The 23,111-nt window shown below is 40.8% G+C and carries 18 protein-coding genes; all 18 read left to right on the forward strand.

The genetic code is table 11. From position 1 onward, the window contains the following. Positions 1 to 25: 25 nt before the first annotated feature. Positions 26 to 1,861: a UbiD family decarboxylase gene (locus tag AC1TO9_RS19220; protein WP_482060200.1), complete on the forward strand. Its 1,836-nt coding sequence runs from the start codon at positions 26 to 28 to the stop codon at positions 1,859 to 1,861. 250 nt (positions 1,862 to 2,111) lie between these two features. Then, complete coding sequence (locus tag AC1TO9_RS19225; RefSeq protein WP_482060201.1) at positions 2,112 to 4,028, forward strand: RiPP maturation radical SAM C-methyltransferase; 1,917 nt, start codon at positions 2,112 to 2,114, stop codon at positions 4,026 to 4,028. Between the two features lie 172 nt (positions 4,029 to 4,200). Further along, the gene (locus AC1TO9_RS19230) at positions 4,201 to 4,371 is read left to right on the forward strand and encodes a hypothetical protein (protein WP_482056910.1); all 171 of its coding nucleotides are present in this window, start codon (positions 4,201 to 4,203) and stop codon (positions 4,369 to 4,371) included. Positions 4,372 to 4,479: 108 nt separating this feature from the next. After that, a complete protein-coding gene (locus tag AC1TO9_RS19235) occupies positions 4,480 to 5,715 on the forward strand; it encodes a M16 family metallopeptidase (protein WP_482060202.1) in 1,236 nt (411 codons plus the stop codon). An 18-nt stretch (positions 5,716 to 5,733) separates the two neighbouring features. Beyond that, positions 5,734 to 6,270: a hypothetical protein gene (locus AC1TO9_RS19240; protein WP_482056908.1), complete on the forward strand. Its 537-nt coding sequence runs from the start codon at positions 5,734 to 5,736 to the stop codon at positions 6,268 to 6,270. Positions 6,271 to 6,293: 23 nt separating this feature from the next. Continuing rightward, entirely contained in the window at positions 6,294 to 7,583 is a 1,290-nt protein-coding gene (locus tag AC1TO9_RS19245; protein WP_482056907.1) for an MFS transporter, read from the forward strand. A 4-nt stretch (positions 7,584 to 7,587) separates the two neighbouring features. Further along, positions 7,588 to 8,826, forward strand: a complete 1,239-nt coding sequence (locus tag AC1TO9_RS19250) for an aKG-HExxH-type peptide beta-hydroxylase (protein WP_482060203.1) — start codon at positions 7,588 to 7,590, stop codon at positions 8,824 to 8,826. Between the two features lie 311 nt (positions 8,827 to 9,137). Next, on the forward strand, positions 9,138 to 10,478 hold the full coding sequence (locus AC1TO9_RS19255) for an extracellular solute-binding protein (protein WP_482060258.1): 1,341 nt from the start codon (positions 9,138 to 9,140) through the stop codon (positions 10,476 to 10,478). A gap of 56 nt (positions 10,479 to 10,534) precedes the next feature. Further along, entirely contained in the window at positions 10,535 to 12,358 is a 1,824-nt protein-coding gene (locus tag AC1TO9_RS19260) for a cache domain-containing sensor histidine kinase (RefSeq protein WP_482060204.1), read from the forward strand. Beyond that, on the forward strand, positions 12,358 to 13,143 hold the full coding sequence (locus AC1TO9_RS19265) for a response regulator transcription factor (protein WP_482060205.1): 786 nt from the start codon (positions 12,358 to 12,360) through the stop codon (positions 13,141 to 13,143). The genes AC1TO9_RS19260 and AC1TO9_RS19265 overlap by 1 nt, the downstream gene beginning before the upstream one ends. A gap of 42 nt (positions 13,144 to 13,185) precedes the next feature. Then, entirely contained in the window at positions 13,186 to 14,793 is a 1,608-nt protein-coding gene (locus AC1TO9_RS19270; protein WP_482060206.1) for a glycoside hydrolase family 3 protein, read from the forward strand. Positions 14,794 to 15,150: 357 nt separating this feature from the next. Further along, positions 15,151 to 17,700 (forward strand): hypothetical protein, encoded by a 2,550-nt coding sequence (locus AC1TO9_RS19275; protein ID WP_482060207.1) that lies wholly within the window; start codon positions 15,151 to 15,153, stop codon positions 17,698 to 17,700. Positions 17,701 to 17,781: 81 nt separating this feature from the next. After that, complete coding sequence (locus AC1TO9_RS19280; RefSeq protein WP_482056901.1) at positions 17,782 to 18,501, forward strand: ABC transporter ATP-binding protein; 720 nt, start codon at positions 17,782 to 17,784, stop codon at positions 18,499 to 18,501. Then, the gene (locus tag AC1TO9_RS19285) at positions 18,491 to 19,876 is read left to right on the forward strand and encodes an ABC transporter permease (RefSeq protein ID WP_482056900.1); all 1,386 of its coding nucleotides are present in this window, start codon (positions 18,491 to 18,493) and stop codon (positions 19,874 to 19,876) included. The genes AC1TO9_RS19280 and AC1TO9_RS19285 overlap by 11 nt, the downstream gene beginning before the upstream one ends. Before the next feature lie 29 nt (positions 19,877 to 19,905). Then, positions 19,906 to 20,991, forward strand: coding sequence for an efflux RND transporter periplasmic adaptor subunit (locus AC1TO9_RS19290; RefSeq protein WP_482060208.1), 1,086 nt, complete (start codon positions 19,906 to 19,908; stop codon positions 20,989 to 20,991). 310 nt (positions 20,992 to 21,301) lie between these two features. Next, on the forward strand, positions 21,302 to 21,796 hold the full coding sequence (locus AC1TO9_RS19295; protein WP_482056898.1) for a pyridoxamine 5'-phosphate oxidase family protein: 495 nt from the start codon (positions 21,302 to 21,304) through the stop codon (positions 21,794 to 21,796). Between the two features lie 236 nt (positions 21,797 to 22,032). Further along, complete coding sequence (locus tag AC1TO9_RS19300) at positions 22,033 to 22,653, forward strand: TetR/AcrR family transcriptional regulator (RefSeq protein WP_482060209.1); 621 nt, start codon at positions 22,033 to 22,035, stop codon at positions 22,651 to 22,653. A gap of 4 nt (positions 22,654 to 22,657) precedes the next feature. Continuing rightward, complete coding sequence (locus tag AC1TO9_RS19305; protein ID WP_482060210.1) at positions 22,658 to 23,005, forward strand: DUF4260 domain-containing protein; 348 nt, start codon at positions 22,658 to 22,660, stop codon at positions 23,003 to 23,005. Positions 23,006 to 23,111: the final 106 nt, after the last annotated feature.

A 23,111-nucleotide genomic window follows, 5' to 3' on the forward strand; every position in this document is an offset into this window, starting at 1 on the left:
GAGTAACGAATGGAGATAGACAACCATGTACCGTAATTTAGAAGATTGCATCATCGATTTAGAAAAGAATGGACATCTAGTTAGAATTAAAGAAGAAGTTGACCCCTATCTTGAAATGGCTGCTATTCATATGAAAGTATATGAAGCTGGCGGTCCTGCATTGTTATTTGAAAATGTAAAAGGTTCGAAGTTTCGGGCGGCATCCAACTTATTTGGCACATTAGAGCGTAGTAAATTCATGTTCCGAGATACATGGGCCTCCGTACAGAACGTCATGGCTCTGCGCGATGATCCAATGAAGGCTCTCAAACATCCATTTAAAAATATTGGCAATGGATTCGCAGCATTAAAAGCTCTTCCTTTGAAGAAATCTGGGAGCAGTCCTGTTACTGCACAAGAAATTCAAATTTCTGATCTGCCCCTCATACAACACTGGCCAATGGATGGTGGTGCTTTTATAACATTACCACAAGTGTATACGGAAGATCCGGAGAAACCAGGCATTATGAATTCCAATCTGGGTATGTACCGCGTACAACTCAATGGTAATGACTATGAATTGAATAAAGACGTTGGCATGCATTATCAGATTCACCGCGGAATTGGAATACATCAAGACAAAGCAAACAAACTAGGAATCCCTCTGAAAGTGAGTTGCTTCGTGGGTGGACCACCTGCACACACATTGTCAGCCATCATGCCTTTACCTGAAGGGTTGAGTGAGATGACGGTAGCTGGCCTGCTCGCAGGACGTAATTTTCGCTACAGCTATGTCGATGGTTTCTGTATTAGTAATGATGCTGATTTTGTCATCACTGGAGAAATTCATCCGGGGGAGACGAAGCCGGAGGGACCTTTTGGTGATCATTTGGGTTACTATAGCCTGACGCATCCATTCCCTGTCATGAAAGTACATAAAGTGTATGCGAAGCCGAATGCAATATGGCCGTTTACCGTAGTCGGTCGTCCGCCACAGGAGGATACTGCATTTGGAGAACTCATTCATGAGTTAACCGGGGATGCGATCAAACAAGAAGTTCCTGGTGTTAAAGAAGTACATGCGGTAGATGCAGCGGGAGTGCATCCGTTACTTTTTGCGATTGGGAGTGAACGATACACACCTTACCAGAAAGTGAAACAACCAGCTGAACTACTCACGATAGCTAACCGTATACTAGGAACTGGTCAATTGAGTTTGGCGAAGTATTTATTCATAACGGCTGAAGAGAATCGACCATTAGATACGCATCATGAAGTGGACTTTTTAACCTATATCTTGGAACGGATTGATTTGCAGCGAGATATTCACTTTTATACCAACACAACAATTGATACCCTTGATTATTCAGGAACGGGTTTAAATAGCGGTAGTAAAGTAGTCTTCGCAGCTTATGGAGATAAGAAGCGGGATTTGTGTAAAGAGGTACCTGATCATTTAAAAGGAATCCGTAGCTTTGAAAATCCGCAACTTGTGATGCCAGGTATTATTGCCATACAGGGTCCTGCTTTTATCGATTATGCTGAAGCACAACAACAGTTACAGGACTTATCTAACGCTATTCAAGCACAGGGGCCGATGCCATCTTGTCCAATGATCATTCTGACTGATGATAGTTCATTCATAAGTGCGTCAATCAAGAATTTCCTATGGGCTACATTTACACGTAGCAATCCTTCACATGACATTTATGGTGTGAATGGGCATTATGAGAACAAGCATTGGGCTTGTGATAATCTGATCATTGACGCACGGGTCAAGCCACATCAAGCACCGCCATTAATACCTGATCCTACTGTAGAGAAGAATATCGAACGTTTATTTGCAAAAGGGGCAAGTTTGGGTGGATTAAAGTTAGGTTGAATTTAGATGCATTATGCGGTGTTTTTTTGAAGAGTTACTCCATATAATGGGGTAGCTCTATATTCATTGCTTTAATTTTTAACTATAGAATGAATAGGTATAATAAACCAGTATTTATAATATTGATCAATATATAACATTAAATTTACAATTTTATATTGACAATATATTGAATTCAGTTTACATTATATTCAAATTAAAAAGGCGAAATTCTTCTTACTTTCGCTTTTTGAATAGAGGTGATTAACGAATGCGAATTGTTCTCATTAACATGCCCTTCGCATCAGCGTATAGACCTTCCATTGGAATTGGTCTCCTACAATCTGCATTTGACACTCGTAAGATTGAATGCGACACCTTGCATCTAAACCTCGATTTCGCTTCAATCATTGGTATTGATCAATATGATCACCTCTCAGAGAACCTGTCCTATCCAACGAATTCGTTAGCGGGTGATTGGATATTCACAGAATCTTTATTCGGTATTAACAATCAAGAAGAATACTTCCATTACCTCACACAATCCTTCCCTCGTATACGCAAAAGAACGTTCTCGAAAGATGAGTCTTTTACTCGATTGCTTGAAATTCGTAAAAAGGTAGAATGTTTTCTCAATGAAACTTTATCACGGTATGATTGGGAAAAGTATGATGTAATCGGATTCACTTCCGTATTCCAACAAAATGCACCTGCGTTGAGTTTAGCTAAACGTCTTAAAGCAAAGTACCCGAATAAAATGATTATCTTTGGTGGGGCGAATGTTGAAGGTCAAATGGGACTTGGAACACTTCGTACATATGATTTTGTGGATGCAGTCTGTTCAGGTGAAGGAGACAACTCATTCACAACCTTTATTGAACAATTAATTACATTTCGCGATCCAAAGCTTTGTTCTGTATCTGGTATTACCCTTCATCCGAAATATGGACAACAACTTCCAGCAACTCTTTCACATTCCTCTCCAATTCATGACCTTGATACACTTCCTTATCCTAATTATGATGACTATTTCCAGCAATTCGAAGAGAATGGCTTGAGCACAATCGAGCGTAAACAACGTTTTCTATTTGAATCTTCACGCGGGTGTTGGTGGGGACAAAAGTCACATTGCCTGTTTTGTGGTTTGAATGGATCTTCTATGAACTTTCGAAGTAAATCGGCCGAGCGTGCTCTTGAAGAGATATTGTATTTACAAGACCGTTATCAACCCTATACGAATAAAGTTACAGCCGTTGACAATATTATTGATATGAATTATTTCAAAACATTACTTCCTGTGATCCGAGACCTTGATTTGGATCTAGATATGTTCTATGAGACTAAAGCAAATCTGACTAAGGAGCAGGTTAAGCTGTTCAAAGATGCGGGGTTTCATTATGTGCAGCCTGGGATTGAAAGCTTAATCACCTCTGTTCTTAAGCTAATGAAAAAAGGAGTCAGCATGTTGCAGAATGTCCGCTTATTGAAATGGTGTGCTGAATTCTCTGTCAAACCGGTATGGAATTTTCTCTATGGATTTCCAGGTGAGAACGAACTTGAGTACGATGAAGTTGCACACATCATCCCTAGTCTCATGCATCTTTTACCACCAGGAAGTATGGCACCAATTCGTCTTGACCGATTCAGTCCTTATTTCAACTCAGCAGAGAAGCACGGCATTCATAACATCAGGCCCCTTAAATCATATGATTTAGTGTATCCTTCTTTATCTGAACAAGATCGTATGGATATAGCGTATCATTTCGATTTCGATTACGTAAGTGGTCAAGATCCACGTTCCTATACTGGAAATATTACGAAGGCTATTCATAGTTGGCAGTCTGAGCATACTCATAGCGAGTTTTTCTCGGTGCTGAACGATGGAAGACTTATATTAGTAGACACTCGTACTGTTGCCGAAAGCGCCACTTCATTGTTATCTCCCTTGGAAACAGAAACTTATCTTGCTTGCGAGAATATGATATCTGCTCGCAATGTGACGATTCTATTAAAAGAAAAGGGATATGACATAACTGAAAGTGAGACAGAACAATATCTTCATACTTTTGTTAGTCGGAAATGGATGCTGACAGAAGGGGATGTGTATTTGAATCTTGCTATACCGCTGGGGCATTATACTCCTAAGAAAACAGGACTTCAACGCATAATGGATTTGACGTCTGTATAAGACTCGCAGAATAAGTAAACGTGGAAAGTCTTCAATCTGCCGAATTTTATTACATATATTGATTGAATTAATTGATATAAGGGGGGTGATTGATTCGAAGATTAATACGTGAATATCTCAATTGTATTGATTTCTGTAGGTACCATTATCTTAATAAAAGGAGCGGTGTGTAATGGCTATCGAGAAAAAGCAATTGCAGTTAAGTCCTTCAGCTTTTGTTGTTAATCAGAATGGTGAGGTATCCATAGATCAAACGGAACTAGGAAAAGCACTTATGAATTCTACTGAAGAAAACCAAGTAGGCGAACAAGGAATTACGATTAGTGTATCTGTTTCATTCTAATCCGACTTCTGGTAAAGAGGAAGCAACATAACGTGTTATTACGTTATGTTGCTCAACCTTTTTATAACGAAGAAAGGGGGTAAGATTATTCATATGTTCTCAGAACTTGTGACGAAAGCTGTTTTCGAGAACTGTTTGCAGATCACTATCCGTAATATCCCTCATGCAAGGACACTTAATATCGGACTATTCATTGATCATGGTGTTAAGGACGAGGAGATACAAGTCAACGGTATATCTCATTTCATAGAGCATATCTCTTTCAATTATACGAATATGTATCCACGTACTCGAGATCTTCTGGGAGATCTCATGGATCATGGTGCACACTATGAAGCCTTTACGGGTAAGGAAATGACACGTTGTACGTTGTCAGCTCAGAGAGAACATATGCCGCTAATGATTGAGACGCTTAGTCAAATCGTAGGTAATAGTAGCGTAAGTGAACAAAGCCTTGAACATGAAAGGGCCATTATTCTACAGGAGGCAGATACCTATTTCTCCTCAAGTCGTATCAAAGAAGAATTGGTGGAGCAAGCATTATGGGGCAATCGTTCCCTTGGTCAGTTCGTCATCGGAACACGGGATAATATCGTGAACTTTACCGATCAGCAGTTAGAAGAAAGGATAAATAAATACTATATACCTAATAACACACAGCTCGTCATACAGGGGAATGTGAATCCAGAAAAGGTAATTCAACTTGTTGGAGAGCATTTCAGAAATTGGAAATACAATGGACATCAGAAAGATGTACTGATTGAAATTGAACCAAGTATTTTGGGCATACAGGGTACTAACCAACGCGTAGACTTAAATATATCATTCGTTGGTGCCTCATTTCATTCGAATGAGAGGCAGGCGATGAACTTACTTTCCCAAATCCTTGGTACTGGGTTGAAATCACGTCTTCATGTCGAATTAAGAGAGAAAAGAGAGCTCTGCTACATGGTTTATTCATATACACAGAGCTATGCGTTAAGTGGTTATCTTAGTATTAATGTCAATTGTCGCAAAGACCATATTGCGGAAGTATATAAGTGTGTTCTATTCATATTAGAGGAACTAAAGACTGTCCCTATCAGTGATGTGGAATTACAGCGTGTGAAGGCGGCAAGAATTACAAATCTCATGCAAATTCCAGGTAACGATTTAAGACATCTGCAAATTACTGGTCGCTACGCATTGCTAAATAAAGACTTTTTTATTGATTTAGAGAAATTTGAGATAGAATCTTTGACCGCAATGGAGCTCATGCAATTTGCTAACGTTCTTTTCTCTGAGGATAGAATGGCTTTATCAGCAATCGGTGCCAGTTCGGAAGATTTGGCAATGTTACTCTGAAGGAGGGAGTTAATACCTATGATCTCATCCCAGAATAGTTCAGAGCTTACCGAACGTCTTGTGAAAGATCGGGGGCTCGAAGTCTTTCTTAACTTAATGGAAATGCCAGCAACGGCAAGTGAATTGTCAGAGCGTCTCGGATTCTCTCGTGCCAAAATTAATTATATATTGGATACGATGCTTAAACAGGACTATATTTCAATGCATTCCGAAAAAGTGAATGGTACCATTATTGAGAAGTGTTATACATCTAAAGCGAGTACGTTTCACCTTTTACTCGGTCGAGAGAACAGTGATTCAGAGAAATTAACGACGATGCTATATATCCTTGATGTCATGAAGAGAAATATATTAATCAATCTAAACGAAAAAGAAGGATTTCATCTTGGAATGGTTCATGCGAAGGTACGTGTTGAACGGGTTAAGGAATATATGGACAGATTACGTGAGCTACAAATAGAATTTGATGATGAGAATTTGGTATCAGATGATCCAGACTGCAAATGGTATACTATGGCGGTATCAATTTTTCAAGGACCAACACCTGAATTTTAGCAAATGAAAGGAAATGATGCGACTTGACTTCAGTAAATACCGCCTCTGATCAGCCTGAGCAGCCAACATATCGAAGCCTGCTAAAGATTCGGAATTACCAACTGCTCTTATCCTCGCAGATCGTTTCCGCATTAGGAGACGGCATATATGCAATCTCACTTATTTGGTTGATGAAACTACTAACTGGCAGTGGTTTGCTCATGTCTATTTTACTTGCTGCCGAGATCATACCGTTGGTTGCGATCGGAATGTTTGCTGGTATCATTGTGGATCGTAGCAGCAAAAAGCGAATCATGATGACATGTGATATTGCCAGAGGAAGTATCGTCCTTATCATCGTTGTGCTCTGGATGAATAATCTGTTGTTGCCTTATATGCTCATTATTGGAGCCATCTTATTGTCATCTTTCAGCGCGTTCTTCAGCCCTTCAAGAACGGTCTCTATTCGCACGATTGTGCCGAGTGACCATATGGTTCAGGCACAAAGCCTAGCTCAACTCGTTCAGACGATAGTCGGCTTAAGCGCACCTGCTTTAGGAGCTTGGTTACTTGTATATGGCACATCCTATGCGTTCATATTTAATGCAACAACCTTTTTCTTGTCTTGTGTGCTTATTCTCTTTATTCGCAGTGAATCTCTTAGTACGGTTCGCAAAGTCGAGCTGAGCATAGGAAGTATAAAATCTGACTTCAAGGAAGGGCTGCTCGCGATTACATCGCATCCTCTTCTTCGAAGTCTTATAAAATATATTGTGCTTATTAATTTCATGCTCGCGCCAACAGCTTTGTTGTTCCCTTTAATTGTCGACACTGCATCAGATCTGGCTATGTTGCAAATCTCTTTCTTTGTAGGGATTATAGGTGGGGTCTTCCTTACAAATTGGGTCAAACGTTGGTCTCGCATTACCGTGCTATCCATAGGAATTGGTTTAATGCTTGGCGGGCTTGGTCTACTGACATGGATCACTGGATTATATGTAAGTATGATATGCGTCTTTATTGCTGGTCTAGGTAGTCCCATGGCGAACGTCACAATGCAGACATTATTTGTGCTTAAAGTACCTCAGGAAGTACTTGGACGTGCATCCAGCATGATGAAGGTACTGCTTGAAGCTTCCAGACCTGTTGCGATGTTGCTTACGGGTATGTTTATTATTTGGATACCTGTGCGTTACTTTTTCGGAATTATGGGTTTGTTTGGTATTGTTTTAGTCTTATTAATGGTTATGAATTCAGCCCTACGTGATGAAGAGAAAGATCCGATCTCCATGCCTATCCTGAGTGACAAAACAGTAGTCAAAGAGGAGGCGTAATGCTATGTTTAAATATTTAGAACCATCAGGAATGAAGAATGATTTCGTCAATGCATTTATGGTCAAAAAAAATTATGAAGCTTTGCGTCAGCATTTGAATGCTTGCAGGAAAATCGCCACAGAGGCAATGGACTGGACAGCTTTCCTTACTGAAGATATTTGGATAAAAATAAACCATCCAATTCTAGTTTATTGGATGAATACACGACTTTTTCCGTCGTTTTATGAAAAGACACCTTCCCAGATTGAAGCTCTGGATCTATTGGAAGATGTTCCGAGGTTTCTGCTTATTCACTTATGGAAAAGTGAGCAGCAACTTCCGCCCGTGAAAGTAAAACTAGATGAGGATGGTTGTCTCATTTTCCCTGGACATCCCGTGTTCCTGAATTTCGGGAAAGCTCTTGCTTCTATTGGAGTAGTCATCATAACTGAATTAGAATGTATTCACATACAAGCAGATGGTTTAGACTATACGCTGTTTATGGATCAGTTGCTTGGGGATGAGCCGTTAAAACATTCACTTCTCCAAGAAATCGAGGTGCTCTCGAAAGATGGTATTGTTTTCGGAGTTAAAGATCCTCTCGTTCAACAGTTCGTAACCTCTGATTTCCCGCAACTATTAGAGGGGTATGGCAAAAAGATTGATGCTTTTCCCATACTCACTTCGTTATCTCCCGGTGAAATTTGGTATTATTCTAAGGCTATGGAACTAATTGAAGAATATTGGCCTCAGATGTATCGTGAGTCTGTTGGGCATATACGAATGGTTACACTGCTGATAGGAGATCAGATCGGTGCTTTTACTCATTCGTGCTTTCAAGGCGCTATATTTCTAACGCATCGCCACGACTTGATGTGGACTGCGGAAAATTTAATTCATGAGTTTAGCCATGCTAGACTTGATCAATTATTTGAACTAGATGATTTATTTACTAATGATGAGGATGAGCGATACTATTCCCCATGGCGGGAGGACTCTCGTCCTATGAAAGGAATCGTTCACGGACTTTTTGTATTCGTACGAATTTCACTTTGGTATCAACGTGTTCTAACTTTTGAGAGTCATCCCGAATTACAGAAGCGGATGGATGTAGTACTTATGAAGATCAGTGAATCAATCGCCGTTCTTAATAAGAATGCCCTATGGACACCCATTGGAGAAGCGTTCTTTGCCGAATTGATTGAAGCTTTTGAGGACTTGTCTTCTAAATCTTTATTCCTTTCACATGATGCCATCATATAGGCATTCCGATAGTGAAATCTCCAAAGTGCATTCTACCGCATCACACCACACCGTTAATAAGAGTCTATGGATCGAAGAAAAAGAGGAGTGTTGTATGGATATTCTATACAGACAAGTCGAAGAGGGTATTCCTTAGCAAATGGCTATGGCGTACCCTTTTTAGATACACGATCACATAAATCAATAGATAATTGTATTCCCAGATTAGCGGAATATCGTCTTTACCAGATAGTACTTAGTATTCTAGAATAGGAGATGTAATAAAGAATTGAATTTTGGGGGATACAACATTGAAGACGAAAAGAAGTTTAATGCTATTCATGTCATTATGTGGTGCAATAACGTTAACTTTACCCGGTTGTGGAAGCGCTAACAATCCCTCGACAGTCGGTAAGACAGAGACTCCACAAGTTGAACCTCTTGAAATGACACTTCGTCATACACAAGTAGGTACGGATAAGCAGAAACGGTTTACAATTCTTACGGATGTTATTTCAAAGGTTGAAGACGATGTCGCAGGTCTTAAGTTTAGAATTGACGGAGTAGAGTCGGACGTGAACCGTAAAGAGAAACTTCGGGGCGAAATGGCTGCAGGTAATCCACCGGATATCTTCGATCTGTTTGGTAGCCCTGATTCCAACATTTATGCTAAAGAAGGTAAATTGCTTGATCTTTCCCCGCTCCTCGAAGAACTCGGAATTAAAGATAAATTTAGCTCCTTGGAACCATTCACATATGAGGGTAAAGTCTATGGACTTCCAATCGGTGGTTCAGGCGAAGGATTCTTCTATAACAAAGGTTACTTTAAGGAGAAAGAATTGAAAATCCCTACGACGATGCTTGAATTAGATCAATTACTAGCAACGATCAAAGCGGATGGAAAAGTTCCAATGGCCGGTGCTTCCAAAGGAGGATGGGTTCCTCTAATGCTTGCCAATCACCTGTGGTCCCGCTATGCAGGTACAGATGTAACTGCTAAATTCACTACAGGTGAAGCGAAATGGAGCGATCCAGATGTCGTTCAAGGGTTCGCTAAGTATAAAGAATGGGTAGACAATGGCTACTTCAAAAAAGGTGAACTTGGATTTGAATACGCTGATTATACTACACAATTCACAAGTGGTGAGGCCATTCTATTGTATGACGGTACATGGAAATCCTCCGTATTCAAAATTGGCGAGTCTGGTGAAGGCTTAATTGGTAAAGTGGGCTTCTTCAATCTTCCTCCAGTTGAACATGGGGTTGGAGATCAGACATCTCTCATGCGTGACGTGAATAATGGTTATGGCTTCTCATCAAATGCAGAGAAAGATCCTCGTAAGATGGAAGCAGCAAAGTCTTTTATCAAACATTTATTTAACGAAGAAATGCAACTTCGAGGATTGGTAGAAGATGGGGTACTACCTGCTATGAAAATTGATGCGGATGTTCTTTCTGCAAGTATAACGGATGATTTAATGATACAAATTGTAGACGTACTGAATGCATCTGCTTCTTCATTCCCTGCATTCGATTCTCTAATACAAGCCGATGTCACTGCTGAAATCAGCAATATCCAAATTCAGAAGTTGATCGGTCAACAAATCACTCCCGAGCAAATGGGTGAGGAATTACAAAAGGTTCAAGATGAGGCTAACGCATCTGAAGAATGATGAATTAACATCTCTTGTATAGGGATAAACCTCCTACAGAATGGAAGAGTTAGCGTATGAATTTACGTGTCAAACTATTACTAGCATTTGTGATACTCATTATCGTTCCTTTATGTATCCTGGGTGTAGTCACCTTTATGGTTACTTCTAATTCAATAGAAGAGAAGTATAGTCGCCAGACTGAATATTCACTTAAAGCGGTCAGTTACAGCATATCAAGCGTCTTTAAACAGATGGATAATGTGACTGACAGCGGCATTGGTACTTCTGTTTTTCATATGGCATTAACTGAGAAGGATCCAAGCAAACAAGATTTGAGCGCTACCGAACAATTAGATTTGAATGCAAGTCAGCGTAGCTTCCGGAATTTGCTGTATAACCATCCATCAATGAGCTATGCCTTCCTTTATAACTTACATGGGGATAACAGTACGGTTTCTATTTTTACTAAAGAAGATTTCAATGCTATGAAATTTGATGAATTCAAGAAGCAACCTCTCTTTCAGGAAGTTATGGATCTAAATGCTGTTCCGAAATGGATAGCACCCCATGAGTATCCGAAAATTACCGGACCTGACCCTGTATTTACACAAATTAGACTTATCAAGGAATTAAGTACGTTTAAGAACATAGGTATCCTTGTTGTACAAATAAAGAGTTGGGATATTGAATCGATCTTTCGTAATCTGTCCTTAGATCAAACGAGTCTTTCCACGCATTTCATGTTAGTCAATGATGACGGGCTCATTTTATTCGACCCAATGCAGTCGCTGGATGGTCAAAAAGTTCAGTCGCTCATGGACTATCCCGTACAATTTAAAGAAGGATATCAAAGTTTTAAAGCTTCATTTAATAGTCACAATAGTATCGTTTCCATGTACCACCTCAAGGAATATCCTTGGAGTATCGTTTCAGTCACCTCTTGGGATTCACTGTCCGAGGAAACGAAGGTTTTCGCCCAATGGTTTATTGGGATCACGTTATTGTGCCTTTTCGGTGCACTCACGTTTAATGTCGTGTTTATGAATCGTATAACAGGTTCTATTGCTATGATTGTTCGGTTTATGCGTAAGGTAGAGGTTGGAGATTTCAAAGTACGTGTTGAGGATAAAGGTACGGATGAACTACATGTGCTGTCCAAAGGTTTCAATGACCTCGTAGATAAAATCAATCTCCTGTTTACACAGGTTAAGAAGGAACAGAAACAGAAGAACCAGGCAGAACTACGTGTTCTACAAGCGCAAATAAAACCTCATTTTTTATTTAATACGCTTGAATCAATCAATATTCTAGCGATGCAGAATGAGGGAGCCAAAGTCAGTGAAATGGTCTATCGCTTAGGTAACATACTTAGAATTAGTATTGAGAGTAAAGAAGTGATTCCTTTGGAGAAAGAAATTGATCACTTGCGAAGCTATTTAGAAATTCAAAAATTCCGCTTCGAGGATATTTTTGATTATGAAATAGATGTTCCTAATGAACTTCTGAAAAAGAGTATATTGAAGTTAACGCTTCAACCTTTAGTAGAAAATAGCATTCAGCATGGCTTTGAAGGCATAACTTATAAAGGTATCATTCGCATTAGCTGCTGGAGCGAACAAGGGAAAATGATTGTACAAATTGAGGATAATGGGATTGGGATAGGACTTGAACAGCTTCTTGCCTTTGATTATATGCGATCTGATCAGAATGACGATCATGAAGTGGCAAGTATTCGAAATTCGGTTAATCACGAACGTGGGGGACTCGGTGTAAGAAGTGTTGCAGATCGGATTAGAATTCACTATGGCGATTTCTATGGAGTGTTCATCTGTTCTTCAAGCACGACGGGTACAATCATTCGATGTATTATACCAGATGATGAGTGGGGGGGATTGTGATGCTTAAAGTACTACTAGTGGATGATGAAGCTCCAATTCTGAATAACTTGAAGAAGGTCATTTCTTGGGAAGAGTTAGGTATGGAAGTCATGGGCCTTGCCCGAAGCGGACAAGAAGCATTAGCTCTCTATGAGCAGCAAATTCCTGATATCATCTTAAGTGATATTCGTATGCCTGTTATGGATGGTCTGTCTTTTATTGCAGAGTTGAGAAGAAGAGGCTGTACGGCAGAGGTACTGCTTCTTACTGGATATCAGGAGTTCGAATATGCAAGACTAGCTATTAAATATAAAGTACGTGATTACATCTGTAAACCTATACATTACAAGGAATTGGAAAATACACTTCGTCTTATTGGGAAGCAACTGATCCGCAGTCGGAAGTTAGACCCGCTCCAATTCGTGGCCACTCAGATGCAGACGCAAGACATAACCGAGCAATCAAAGAAATCTCCGCATCAATTGATGGAAGAAGCCGTTTCTTACATTATGGGTCGGCTAGATAAAGATTTAGGTATTGATGAACTTGCTGGACATTTGGGAATCAGCTGTAGTTATTTTAGCCTACTGTTCAAAAACCACTTAGGCATTACATTCGTAGAGTATTTAACGAATCAGCGAATTGAAGCTGCGAAATATTTACTAACACATGGTGATAAGAGCATATCTCACATAGGTATCAGTATCGGTTATCAAGAAAGACGGTATTTCACGAAAGTATTCCAGCGTTCTACAGGCATGACTCCTTCAGAATTTCGTGAACAAGTGAAGAATCCTGTTCGATAATTTAGTTGCACATAAATCATGAACAAAGGTGCGTGACTACTAATGAAAGCGTCAGATCTTACTCTAAAGCAGAAAATCGGTCAAATGTTTATTTGTGGATTTCATGATTTAGTTCCAAACGACCATATTAAACAGCTGATTGAGGAATATCACATTGGTGGTGTTATTTATTTCCGTCGAAATATCGATGACTTGGAGCAAGTTGCTAAACTATCGACTTCGCTACAAGTGATCGCTAAGGACAGTCAACACTTGCCACTATGGATTTCTATTGATCAGGAAGGCGGAATGGTTACACGTATTGACCATAAACAAATGAGCCGTGTACCGGGAAATATGGCGTTAGGAGCAACAGATAATCCAGAATACAGTTACAAAGTATCTACCATTAGTGCTGAGGAAATGATCGCTTTAGGTCTTAATGTGAATTTTGCACCTTGTCTTGATGTCAATAATAATGCACGTAATCCGGTTATCGGCGTTCGTTCATTCGGTGAGGATGCAGATCTTGTCTCTGAGCACGGTGCGGCCGTCATTAGAGCGTTTCAAGATAACAATCTTTCAGCAGCCGCTAAACATTTCCCAGGACATGGAGATACAAGCGTTGATTCACATTTGGGGCTAGCTGAAGTTGCTCATAATAGAAGTCGCTTGGATGCCGTTGAACTGAAGCCGTTCGTAAGAGCTATTAAAGAAGGCGTAGATATGATTATGACTGCACATGTTATATTCCCAGCGATTGAACCAGAGCCTATTCCAGCGACATTGTCTCGTGCCGTACTGAAGGGCTTACTACGTGAGGAATTAGGATTTGAGGGGATCATCGTTACAGACTGTCTAGAAATGTACGCTATTGCCAAATCTTTTGGAATTGCTGAAGGTGCTATTCAAGCGATCGAAGCAGGTGCAGATTGTGTGCTCGTAAGCCATACGTTAAGTGATCAGATTAGTGCGATACAGGCAGTCACAGCAGCAGTGCTTACTGGCAGAATTTCCGAAAGTGTTATTGATCGTGCGGTTGAGCGTATTTTGAACTTGAAAGTGAAACGCTTGGAAGCTTTAGTTAAGGTGGATCCCCCTGCGTTCTGGGACAAATCCAGAAGTCCAGAAATTGACGATTTACTGAAAGAAGTAGCTTGCAAGAGTATTACCCTTGTTAAAGACGATAGTCAGCTTCCGTTGAATACGAATGAAGCCGTTCTTGTTATCTGGCCAGAGGTACGGCAAGAGACGCAAGTGGATGAACCATGGACAGATGTTGCAACGTTAGGACAGATGCTTTCGCACCACATAGAGCGCGTAGAGGAAATCCGGATTAGTGCGGAGCCATCACAAGAAGAGATTAATCAAGTCGTTCAAGCAGCGGAATCTGTCGATCAGGTGGTCATCGTAACGTATACATCTGGAAGTGACTTGCCAAAAGGTCAGCGTCTCATTGCAGAACAATTGATGAAGCAATCGCATGAACGCTTGATCGTGGCATCTACACGCAATCCATATGATCTGAATGACATCCCTAATATTCCAGCGTATCTATGCTGCTACGAGAACACACCATACTTTATGGAAGCCCTAGCTAGTATTCTGGTAGGACAGAGTACGGCAGAGGGGACTCTTCCAGTTCGTTTGAACGAGAGCCTTCATTTATAGTAGGGAACTTATATGGAAGCGTAATGAAATACAAGCCAGAGGGTGGACACTTTGAGAAAGTTGTCCACCCTCTGGCTTAGTTGCGTTAATAATGGTACATATCCCTTAAAACTGAGCAGACACTTTTCCAGTTGCACGATTGACCTCGAACCATTGAATGATAGCATGCAATTGACATATATAGTTACAACTTAGACACTATTTCCTTTCCTTACCCAATTATAATTAGTCTAGCAAGCTGAAACGGCTACGCCGTCCTTAAGAAGGATGGTAACCGTCTCTGCCGAAATATAAGGAATTGAGTATTATGTGAAACTTATACTTCCTTATATTTTAAATTACTTTGGAGGTAAATCAATGAAAAAATACAGAAATACATATAGCGCTGTGCTAGTAGGCTCTCTTGTCATCTCACAGTTGTCCGGATACACAGCATCTGCTGCTTCTGTAGTCCCCGGCTATCCAAGTCCCGCGATTACGGCTGTGACAGCTAGTGCAATAAGCAATTTAGGTTCGATTAAATTAGGTTCTAATTTCCAAGCTACACTCGAGGATGTAAACATCTGGCCACAAGCGGGGGGGAACATTCTTACCTACACGCTTAACTATACTAATGGAAGTAATAGCAATGCGAATCTGCTCCATTATTTCTCAAGAGTAATTACACCCACTGGCTCCGTTATTCCGGGCAATCCAATTACCGGCGATGTGCTTAAGAAGAAAGTAGTTTCCAAAGGAAATCTACGTGTGACGTACTATGTCAATATTGGTGAGACGAATTCACTCAAAGGCTTGAAAATTCCCATGTATGTCTGGGACGCCAAAGTCAAAGGTTACTTGAGACAGGTGGGTACCTTTAAACTGCCGACTAATTATTCGCCATCGGTTGCTATCGGTAAAAGTCTGAATACGACAATGAATGATCTTCCTGTTACATCGTATACGGAGTCGTTACAAATCTATGAATATAGCGGAAAAGTATATGCTAAGGTTGGCGTTAGTCTGACCAATAAAGGCGATAAAATTCTGGAAGATCCAGGATATATGGTCTATTTGGTGTCAGCAGGGGGGACTTCGTTTGAAATGGCACTAGATAGCGCTCAAGCGAGTTACAAGATTCAACCCCAAGAGAAAAAGGTAGTCTACTATATAACAGAGATCCCTGCCTATCTAAATACGAATAATATGAAGCTACAGTTTGCTCAAAAGGATGAGACATTGAAGCTTGCTCTTCCCAAGTCCTCTTATAACCTGCCAATGGCAACGACTCCTGATTTAATCGTTGAGAAGGATGTTGTCAAAAAAATCATGATCAACAACAATATGATCGAAACGCAATTGAACAATGCGACGGTATATGAAGAAAATAAGAAGGGCATGTGGTCTTTCCAACTGCACTTAAGAAATACAGGCAACAAAGCAGTGAAAATGCCATCTTATGATCTTGCTGTCAAATCACCAAAAGGAAAGGCCTTTCCAGTCAATTCCAAAGATTTAAACGGATTGATTATCAATCCATTGGAAGACAAGATCATCCAGTTCACGGCACAGGTTCCACTTGAGGTCGAGCAGAATACGCTGCAACTGCAAATGGTTGAGACGGTTAGTGCTGCAGATTCACTAAGTCCCACAACAGACAATGCGGGAGTCACAGCTAAACTAGCGTTACCTGTTGCTTATTATAATATTCCTTATATCCTTCGTACCAATACTCTCACAGGATTTGAGTACCACGCCACAAATTCATATGGCTCGTTCGCATATAATCTCCTGTCTCTTCAGCGCTTCCCTTGGATGGAAGATGATATTGTTGTAGCTAAATTACGCATTATTAACACCCAGTCAGTGACACTTTCCCTGCCTGAATTGAAGGGCGCATTAAAGGTCGATTATGACGACTTGAAGTCTTCGACGGAGCTGTTTATGGATAAGCAATCTGTCGTACTGGCACCGGGTAAATCAGTAGATATTAATGTCCTTGCCAAAATCCCTTACACAACGGATTTCAATAATATGCAAGTCAGTCTCTATTCTATAACAGATGAGCAGACCGTTCCGTTTCTTACACTCAGTACGAATAGCACCATGGATGCTATAAACACCATTGATCGTGGAGGAAACTTTAGAATTGCTGATCAAGGTAAGAACGCAACCATTCAGGAGAAAAAGACCGTCGTGTATCAAGGTAGTAGCTCAAACATCGTATCTACAGAATTACTCATAAGTAATGAGGAGAAAAGACAAAGCAAGATGGTACGTCTTCAAGCATATTACAAAACGGCAGATGGTCAGTTTTACGAAGCTACTTCCAATCAACCTGAAGCTGCAGTTAGTCCTGGTGGCAAACAGCTAATTACGTTCTGGTCTAAGCTTCCTAAGTCGGTGAACACCTCTGATCTTTCACTTTATATGGGTTCTGGTATTACAGATAACAAGTTAAGTGAACCAGGTCAAGAAGCAACTGGTTTTATCAACATAGCTTCTCTAGCACTGAATTCATATACACCATCGACCAATTTGGCGGAGGTTACTCTCTATCCGTATACCTTATCTATTCAAAGTTCCAATGGTAGGATCCAAGAAGGTAGTGACAGTATAAGCATTGATGTGAACTATAATCTGTTCAGAGATGGCAGCTATGATACGGGAACGTTTAACCACAAACTTATGCTCAAAATGACGGACCCTTACGGCCAGTCGCAGGAGAAGGCTCTAGCCCTTGGCACAGATCTAACAGAAGGACATAATAATACGTTTACGTTATCCTTCAGTAACGATCGGTATAAAACACTGTACGGTGGTACTTACAGATTAACGTTATATGATGAATTTCAAGGTGAACGGATCGAATTAGCTAGCCAAGATTACTCGTTAACGTATGAGAAACTCCCTGAATTGGAGAATTAGTATTGTATTAATAAATAGTAAAAGGGGTTGTTCAAAAGATGACTTTTTGAACATCCCCTACAAGAAGGAGCAGTACTTATTATGTTGCGAGTCGATAATATAACACACTCTTTTAAGAACGGTAATGAATGGACGCCAGTGCTTCATAACATTAACTTTGAAGTGAAACAGGGAGAGATGGTGGCTCTGCTAGGTAGCTCAGGCTCCGGTAAATCCACGCTATTGAATCTGATGGCCGGCTTGATGAAACCGACAGAAGGCGAAATTCACATTGCCGATCATAATATCGTTAAGATGAATGAGAACAAGCTTTCTATATTCCGAAGAAAGCATATAGGTTTTATCTTTCAAGCTTATGAGTTAATCACTAGTCTGACTGTGCGAGAGAATGTGGAATTGCCATTGGTGTTCCATTCTGTTTCTCCATCCATACGCAAGCAGAAATCTCTCGCGTTATTAGAGAAGGTCGGCATTCCAGACAAAGCTGATTTGTTTCCTTCGCAGTTATCGGGTGGACAGCAACAGCGTGTTAGTATCGCACGATCCTTGATTACCGAGCCGTCCGTCATCTTCGCTGATGAACCAACTGGTAATCTTGATTCGAAGACAGAAGAAGAAATTATTAGCATATTACTTCAACTGAATAAGACAATGGACACTACTTTTATTGTTGTAACACATGAAACGGATGTAGCAGAACAAATGCAGCGGATTTTTACACTTCGTGACGGTTATTTGGTAACAGAAAAGGGAACTTCTGCTGAAATGGTAACCCAAGGGGTGACAAACATTGAGAATTAGTGATATTTCACGCTTGGCTTGGGATCAGGTCAGACGCCGGAAAGTTGTCACAGGTCTGTGCATGGCTGGTATATCCATTGGCTGTGCGGCAATCATTGTTGCCTTAAGCCTTGGGGAATCTGCGCAGAGTTATGCAGAGAAAACAATGAACCAATATTTTAAAATGGACGAAATCACAGTGATGCCTAATAGTGGAATCCCTTCTCAAGGTGGTGGTAACGGTGGCGGCGGATCTGAGGTAAATAGTAGTCTAGATCCTGGGAGATTAACCCGTCAAAAGTTGGATATTATCCAAGGATTGAACCACGTGACTGCTGCTGCTCCTTTTCAAGAAATAGGGCATATCCCAATGTACACCATTGATAACAGAGTAGCGGATGTTCAGGTTATAGCAACGGATCTACGCCTGCTGACGGAATTTGATAAAACCTTTATGCAAGGGGGAGGCTCTGATTTGGCGGGAACGGCAGTTCTCAGTTATGGTGCCACACTGGGCTTGATCGATGCAGAGACACGACAAAAAATATTCGATGGATTCAATAACGATCCATATAATCATCAACTAAGGGAGCAGTATGATAGCTTAAACGTCTTACCATCAGAAATGTATCAGCAACAGATTCAACTGCAAGTTCAGGACTATTCCTCGATGAATGGGCAGACCTATAGCAGCAGTCCTCTACGTGTTAGCGGTATTCTTAACAAGGCTGCAGGAATCGAGGATTGGATGATCGCCTACGACAAAGTTATCTATGTGTCACTTGAAACCGCTGAGCGGCTAGTCGATGAGTTGAATCTCCACAATGGTACTGCTGGACAAGCAGGAATCTATAACTCTGTTATTGTGAAGGTAGATAACAAAGATAACATCGTGCAGTTGGAGCAACTTATACAGAAGCTGACGTTAAATACGAATACGAATTTATATCAAGAAGAGATGTTAGCGCAACAGTTCGACATGGTCAAAAAAGTAGCCTTGGGTGTAGGGGTATTTATTCTAATCATAGCTTCAATTTCCATTATCGTTGCGATGACCATGTCTACACATCAGCGAAGACGTCAGATCGGTATTATGAAGGTTCTAGGAGCCAACATGGGGCAAATCCGCAATATGTTTATTACTGAGGCTGCTTTGCTCGGATTAATGGGTGGTATTTTGGGTGTACTGATATCCTACTTGATTGTATTTGGGATTAATCAACTTGTTGGCACACAAGCAGGCACAGATCCAAGTGAAGGCGATATTATATTTATTCCGATTATGACGCTCCCGGTGGGCATAGCTTTTGCCTTAATGACAGGGGTGCTATCGGGAATTTATCCAGCAATTAGTGCATCCAGAACCGATGCGTTGACGGCAATTAAGCGAGATTAGTAATTTCAAGTTGAGAGGAAGCCGAATGAATGAAGAGGATCATAAAGTGGATCATAATAGTATTGATCGTTTTTGGAATTGGGGTTACTGTGTTTTTCACCATGAATAAATCAAATGAACAAATGGAACCGATGGATATTCCGCAAGCTATCCCTTTTGAAGTGACTCAAGAAACGATAACCAGTTCTGTGCAGGTAAAAGGGAAGTCAAAGTATGAGCAGGAGACACTCGTATACGCCCCGTTCGCTTCCAAGGTAACGGAATGGAAAGTTGAAAATGGAGGTGAAGTAAAAAAAGGTGATGTGCTGTATATACTGGATCAATCAACACTAAAGAATGAAATTGCATTGCAAGAAGCAACAAATCGTAAGGCAAAGTTGGAGACGGAACTGAATGAATTCGTAAGCCAACAGAATGATGAGGAAACAGTTCTTGGAGCGACAGAGGCGGAACGCTTAAAGGCACTTGCAGCCCAAGAGACAGGACGGTTAAATGATGAGTTGAATAAACTGAACGCGGATATCCAGAAGCAGGAGCTTGCAGAGAAGAAAGATAAGCTAAAAACAGCGGTCTATAAATCCCCAGCAACCGGTATTTTCTTATATGACAGCACGAGTGAGCGTCCGCATTCCGTTACAGATAACCAATACATTGGTAAAATTGTTGATTTGAATAAGCTTGAATTCATTGCTCTAGTGGGCGAACAGGATATTTTTCGTATTAAAGAAGGTATGAAGGTTGTCGTGAAAATGACTGCGTTGAAAGAATTAGAACTGTCTGGAGAGGTGACTAAGGTATCTAAATTTGCTGTCACCGCTGCAGGCGAGAATAATACGAATGCAGTGCCCCAATTTGAAGTAGTCATCACCCTTCAACCTAACGAGCATCTTATTGGTGGCCTCAGTCTGAATGGTGAGATTGAGACCGTCCGCAAGGAGAAGGCCACCGTAGTATCCAATATTGCTGTTATACGTGAGGGTGACATAGCTTACGTTATGCTGGATATGGGCAATGGTCAATATGAGCGCAGAGATATTGAGATTGGACTGGAAACTTCAGACAAAACAGAGATACTCTCAGGGCTTAACGTTGGGGATACGATTGTGTTACAGTAAGTAATCAAACTTACCAAATAAGAAGAATCTGCATTTATTGCGGGTTCTTCTTTGTTCATTAAGTACATTATAGAGTTATGGAAGGTGCAGGAGGAATGAAGGGATAGGGAGAACCATGCCGAAATTTCAATTATTGAGAAGATAAGTCGTAGGTTTAGATATTATGAAGAATGATCAAACTGAAAACATAGATGTGTATCTTAAACTCTTATCATCATCACTCTATACCTGCTATCAGCTTACTTTCTTAGATTTGCGCCGTATATGTCTAATACAAATAAAGAAGGAAAAACCAAATGAGGTGATACACATGTCGAATCATTCATTGTCAAACCAAGAGGCGATTGAGGCAGTCAGGGATCTGATTAAAGGGATCAGCACAGCTATGCTCACGACGGTAACGGAGCAAGGATTGGTGTCACGTCCAATGAAGACTCAAGAAGTTGAATTCGATGATGATCTGTGGTTCCTGACGAAAAAAGATACTAACAAATATCAGGAACTCCTCCGAAATCGAAATGTGAATGTAGCTTATGTAGATAAGTCTTACGTGTCGATACGAGGAGAAGCAGAGTTAGTGCAGAGTCCGGCCCAAATAAAAGAATTCTGGAACATTGCTTACGAGAAGCTGCTAGAGACTACTCCAGACGATCCTAATCTGGTTTTGATAAAAGTAAGAGCGGAGTCGGCCGAATATTGGGAAACGGGAAGTAAAACGAAAATGGTGAAGCAGCTATTCTCGAAAATCACAGGAAAAGGATCAGATGGATCAAATTTGAACCAAACCGTTGACTTGAATGGTTAACAGATAATCTATAGCGTATTTCAAGGCACTCATTAGGGGGTGCCTTTTGTTGTGCAAGTATCAGAATCTTGTAATCCATGTAATAAGCTTGCTGCAAAGTAGAGTTCAATCTTCTTCATAAACTACATACCCTAGAAGTATTCCACTTTAAACTATTGACTGTTCGAACAAATAGTCTTACGATGGATATATATTAACTGACTGTACAATCAAACAGTATTGGAGTGAGCGAGCTAATGACAAAAACACAACCGCCCAACCAGGACGAACGAAGAAACGCCATCATGCAAGCGGCATTCACGTTATTCGGACAGGTGGGCTACACGAAAGCGACCATGAAAGACATTGCGGCCAAGGCGGGCGTCGCTCAAGGGCTGATCGGATACCATTTCACCACAAAAGAAACGCTGCTGGTCGAAGTGGTTAGGGAGTGGATGATCAACAAAGGAATGAAGGCGGCCTTCGCGAAGCTAGATCTTCAGGTATCTCCTGCGGAGATTCTACAGCAAGGGTTGCTCCATGTCGTTGAATTTCGAAAAGAAAACCCAGAGTGGTTCACGTTATTGATCAGCCTTTGGACGGAGAGTGTGAATAACGAAAAGCTAGCCAAAGAGTTGCTGGAACTGTACAAGGAAATGAAGTCGGGCATTATGGAGATCATCGATCGCATGGATCTGCAGATGGACCGGAGTGAAAAGGAGACTTTAGCGTCACTGATCCAGGCCGTTATCGACGGATTGACGCTTCAAGCTCCTGTACCGCTGTCTCCAGAGCCGATCTCCCTCGAGCAGGTATCGCGGGGAATCGGTTGGATGCTTGACGGAGTTAGATCTGCAGCCCAGGAAAAAGGAGAATAAAACCATGAATAAGAAATTAATTAGAATCGAAGGATTGGTCGTATTAGCACTAGGCACATATTTGTACTTTTCCAATGGGTACAACTGGGTAATCTTCCTGCTACTGCTGATGGTGCCCGACGTGTTCATGATCGGATATGCGGTCAACAAAAAGACGGGTGCGTATCTGTATAATTTTGCCCATACGTTCGTCACACCTTTGCTGTTGTTACTGGCGGGACTGGTGTTCTCTGTCAACTTCCTCATTATGATCGGCTTCATCTGGATCGTTCATATAGGAATGGACCGAATGATGGGCTATGGATTAAAATACGAAACAGATTTTAAAGACACGCATATCCAAAGGTTATAAACTCGCACATCGAATGCCCCGCGTGTCGAAATATGCCAATCCCCAACCAGCCAGTAAACATAGCATATATTCCGAAATTTATAAGTATCTAAAGTCGCACCCTAAT

The organism is Paenibacillus sp. Y916 (genome assembly GCF_056786435.1).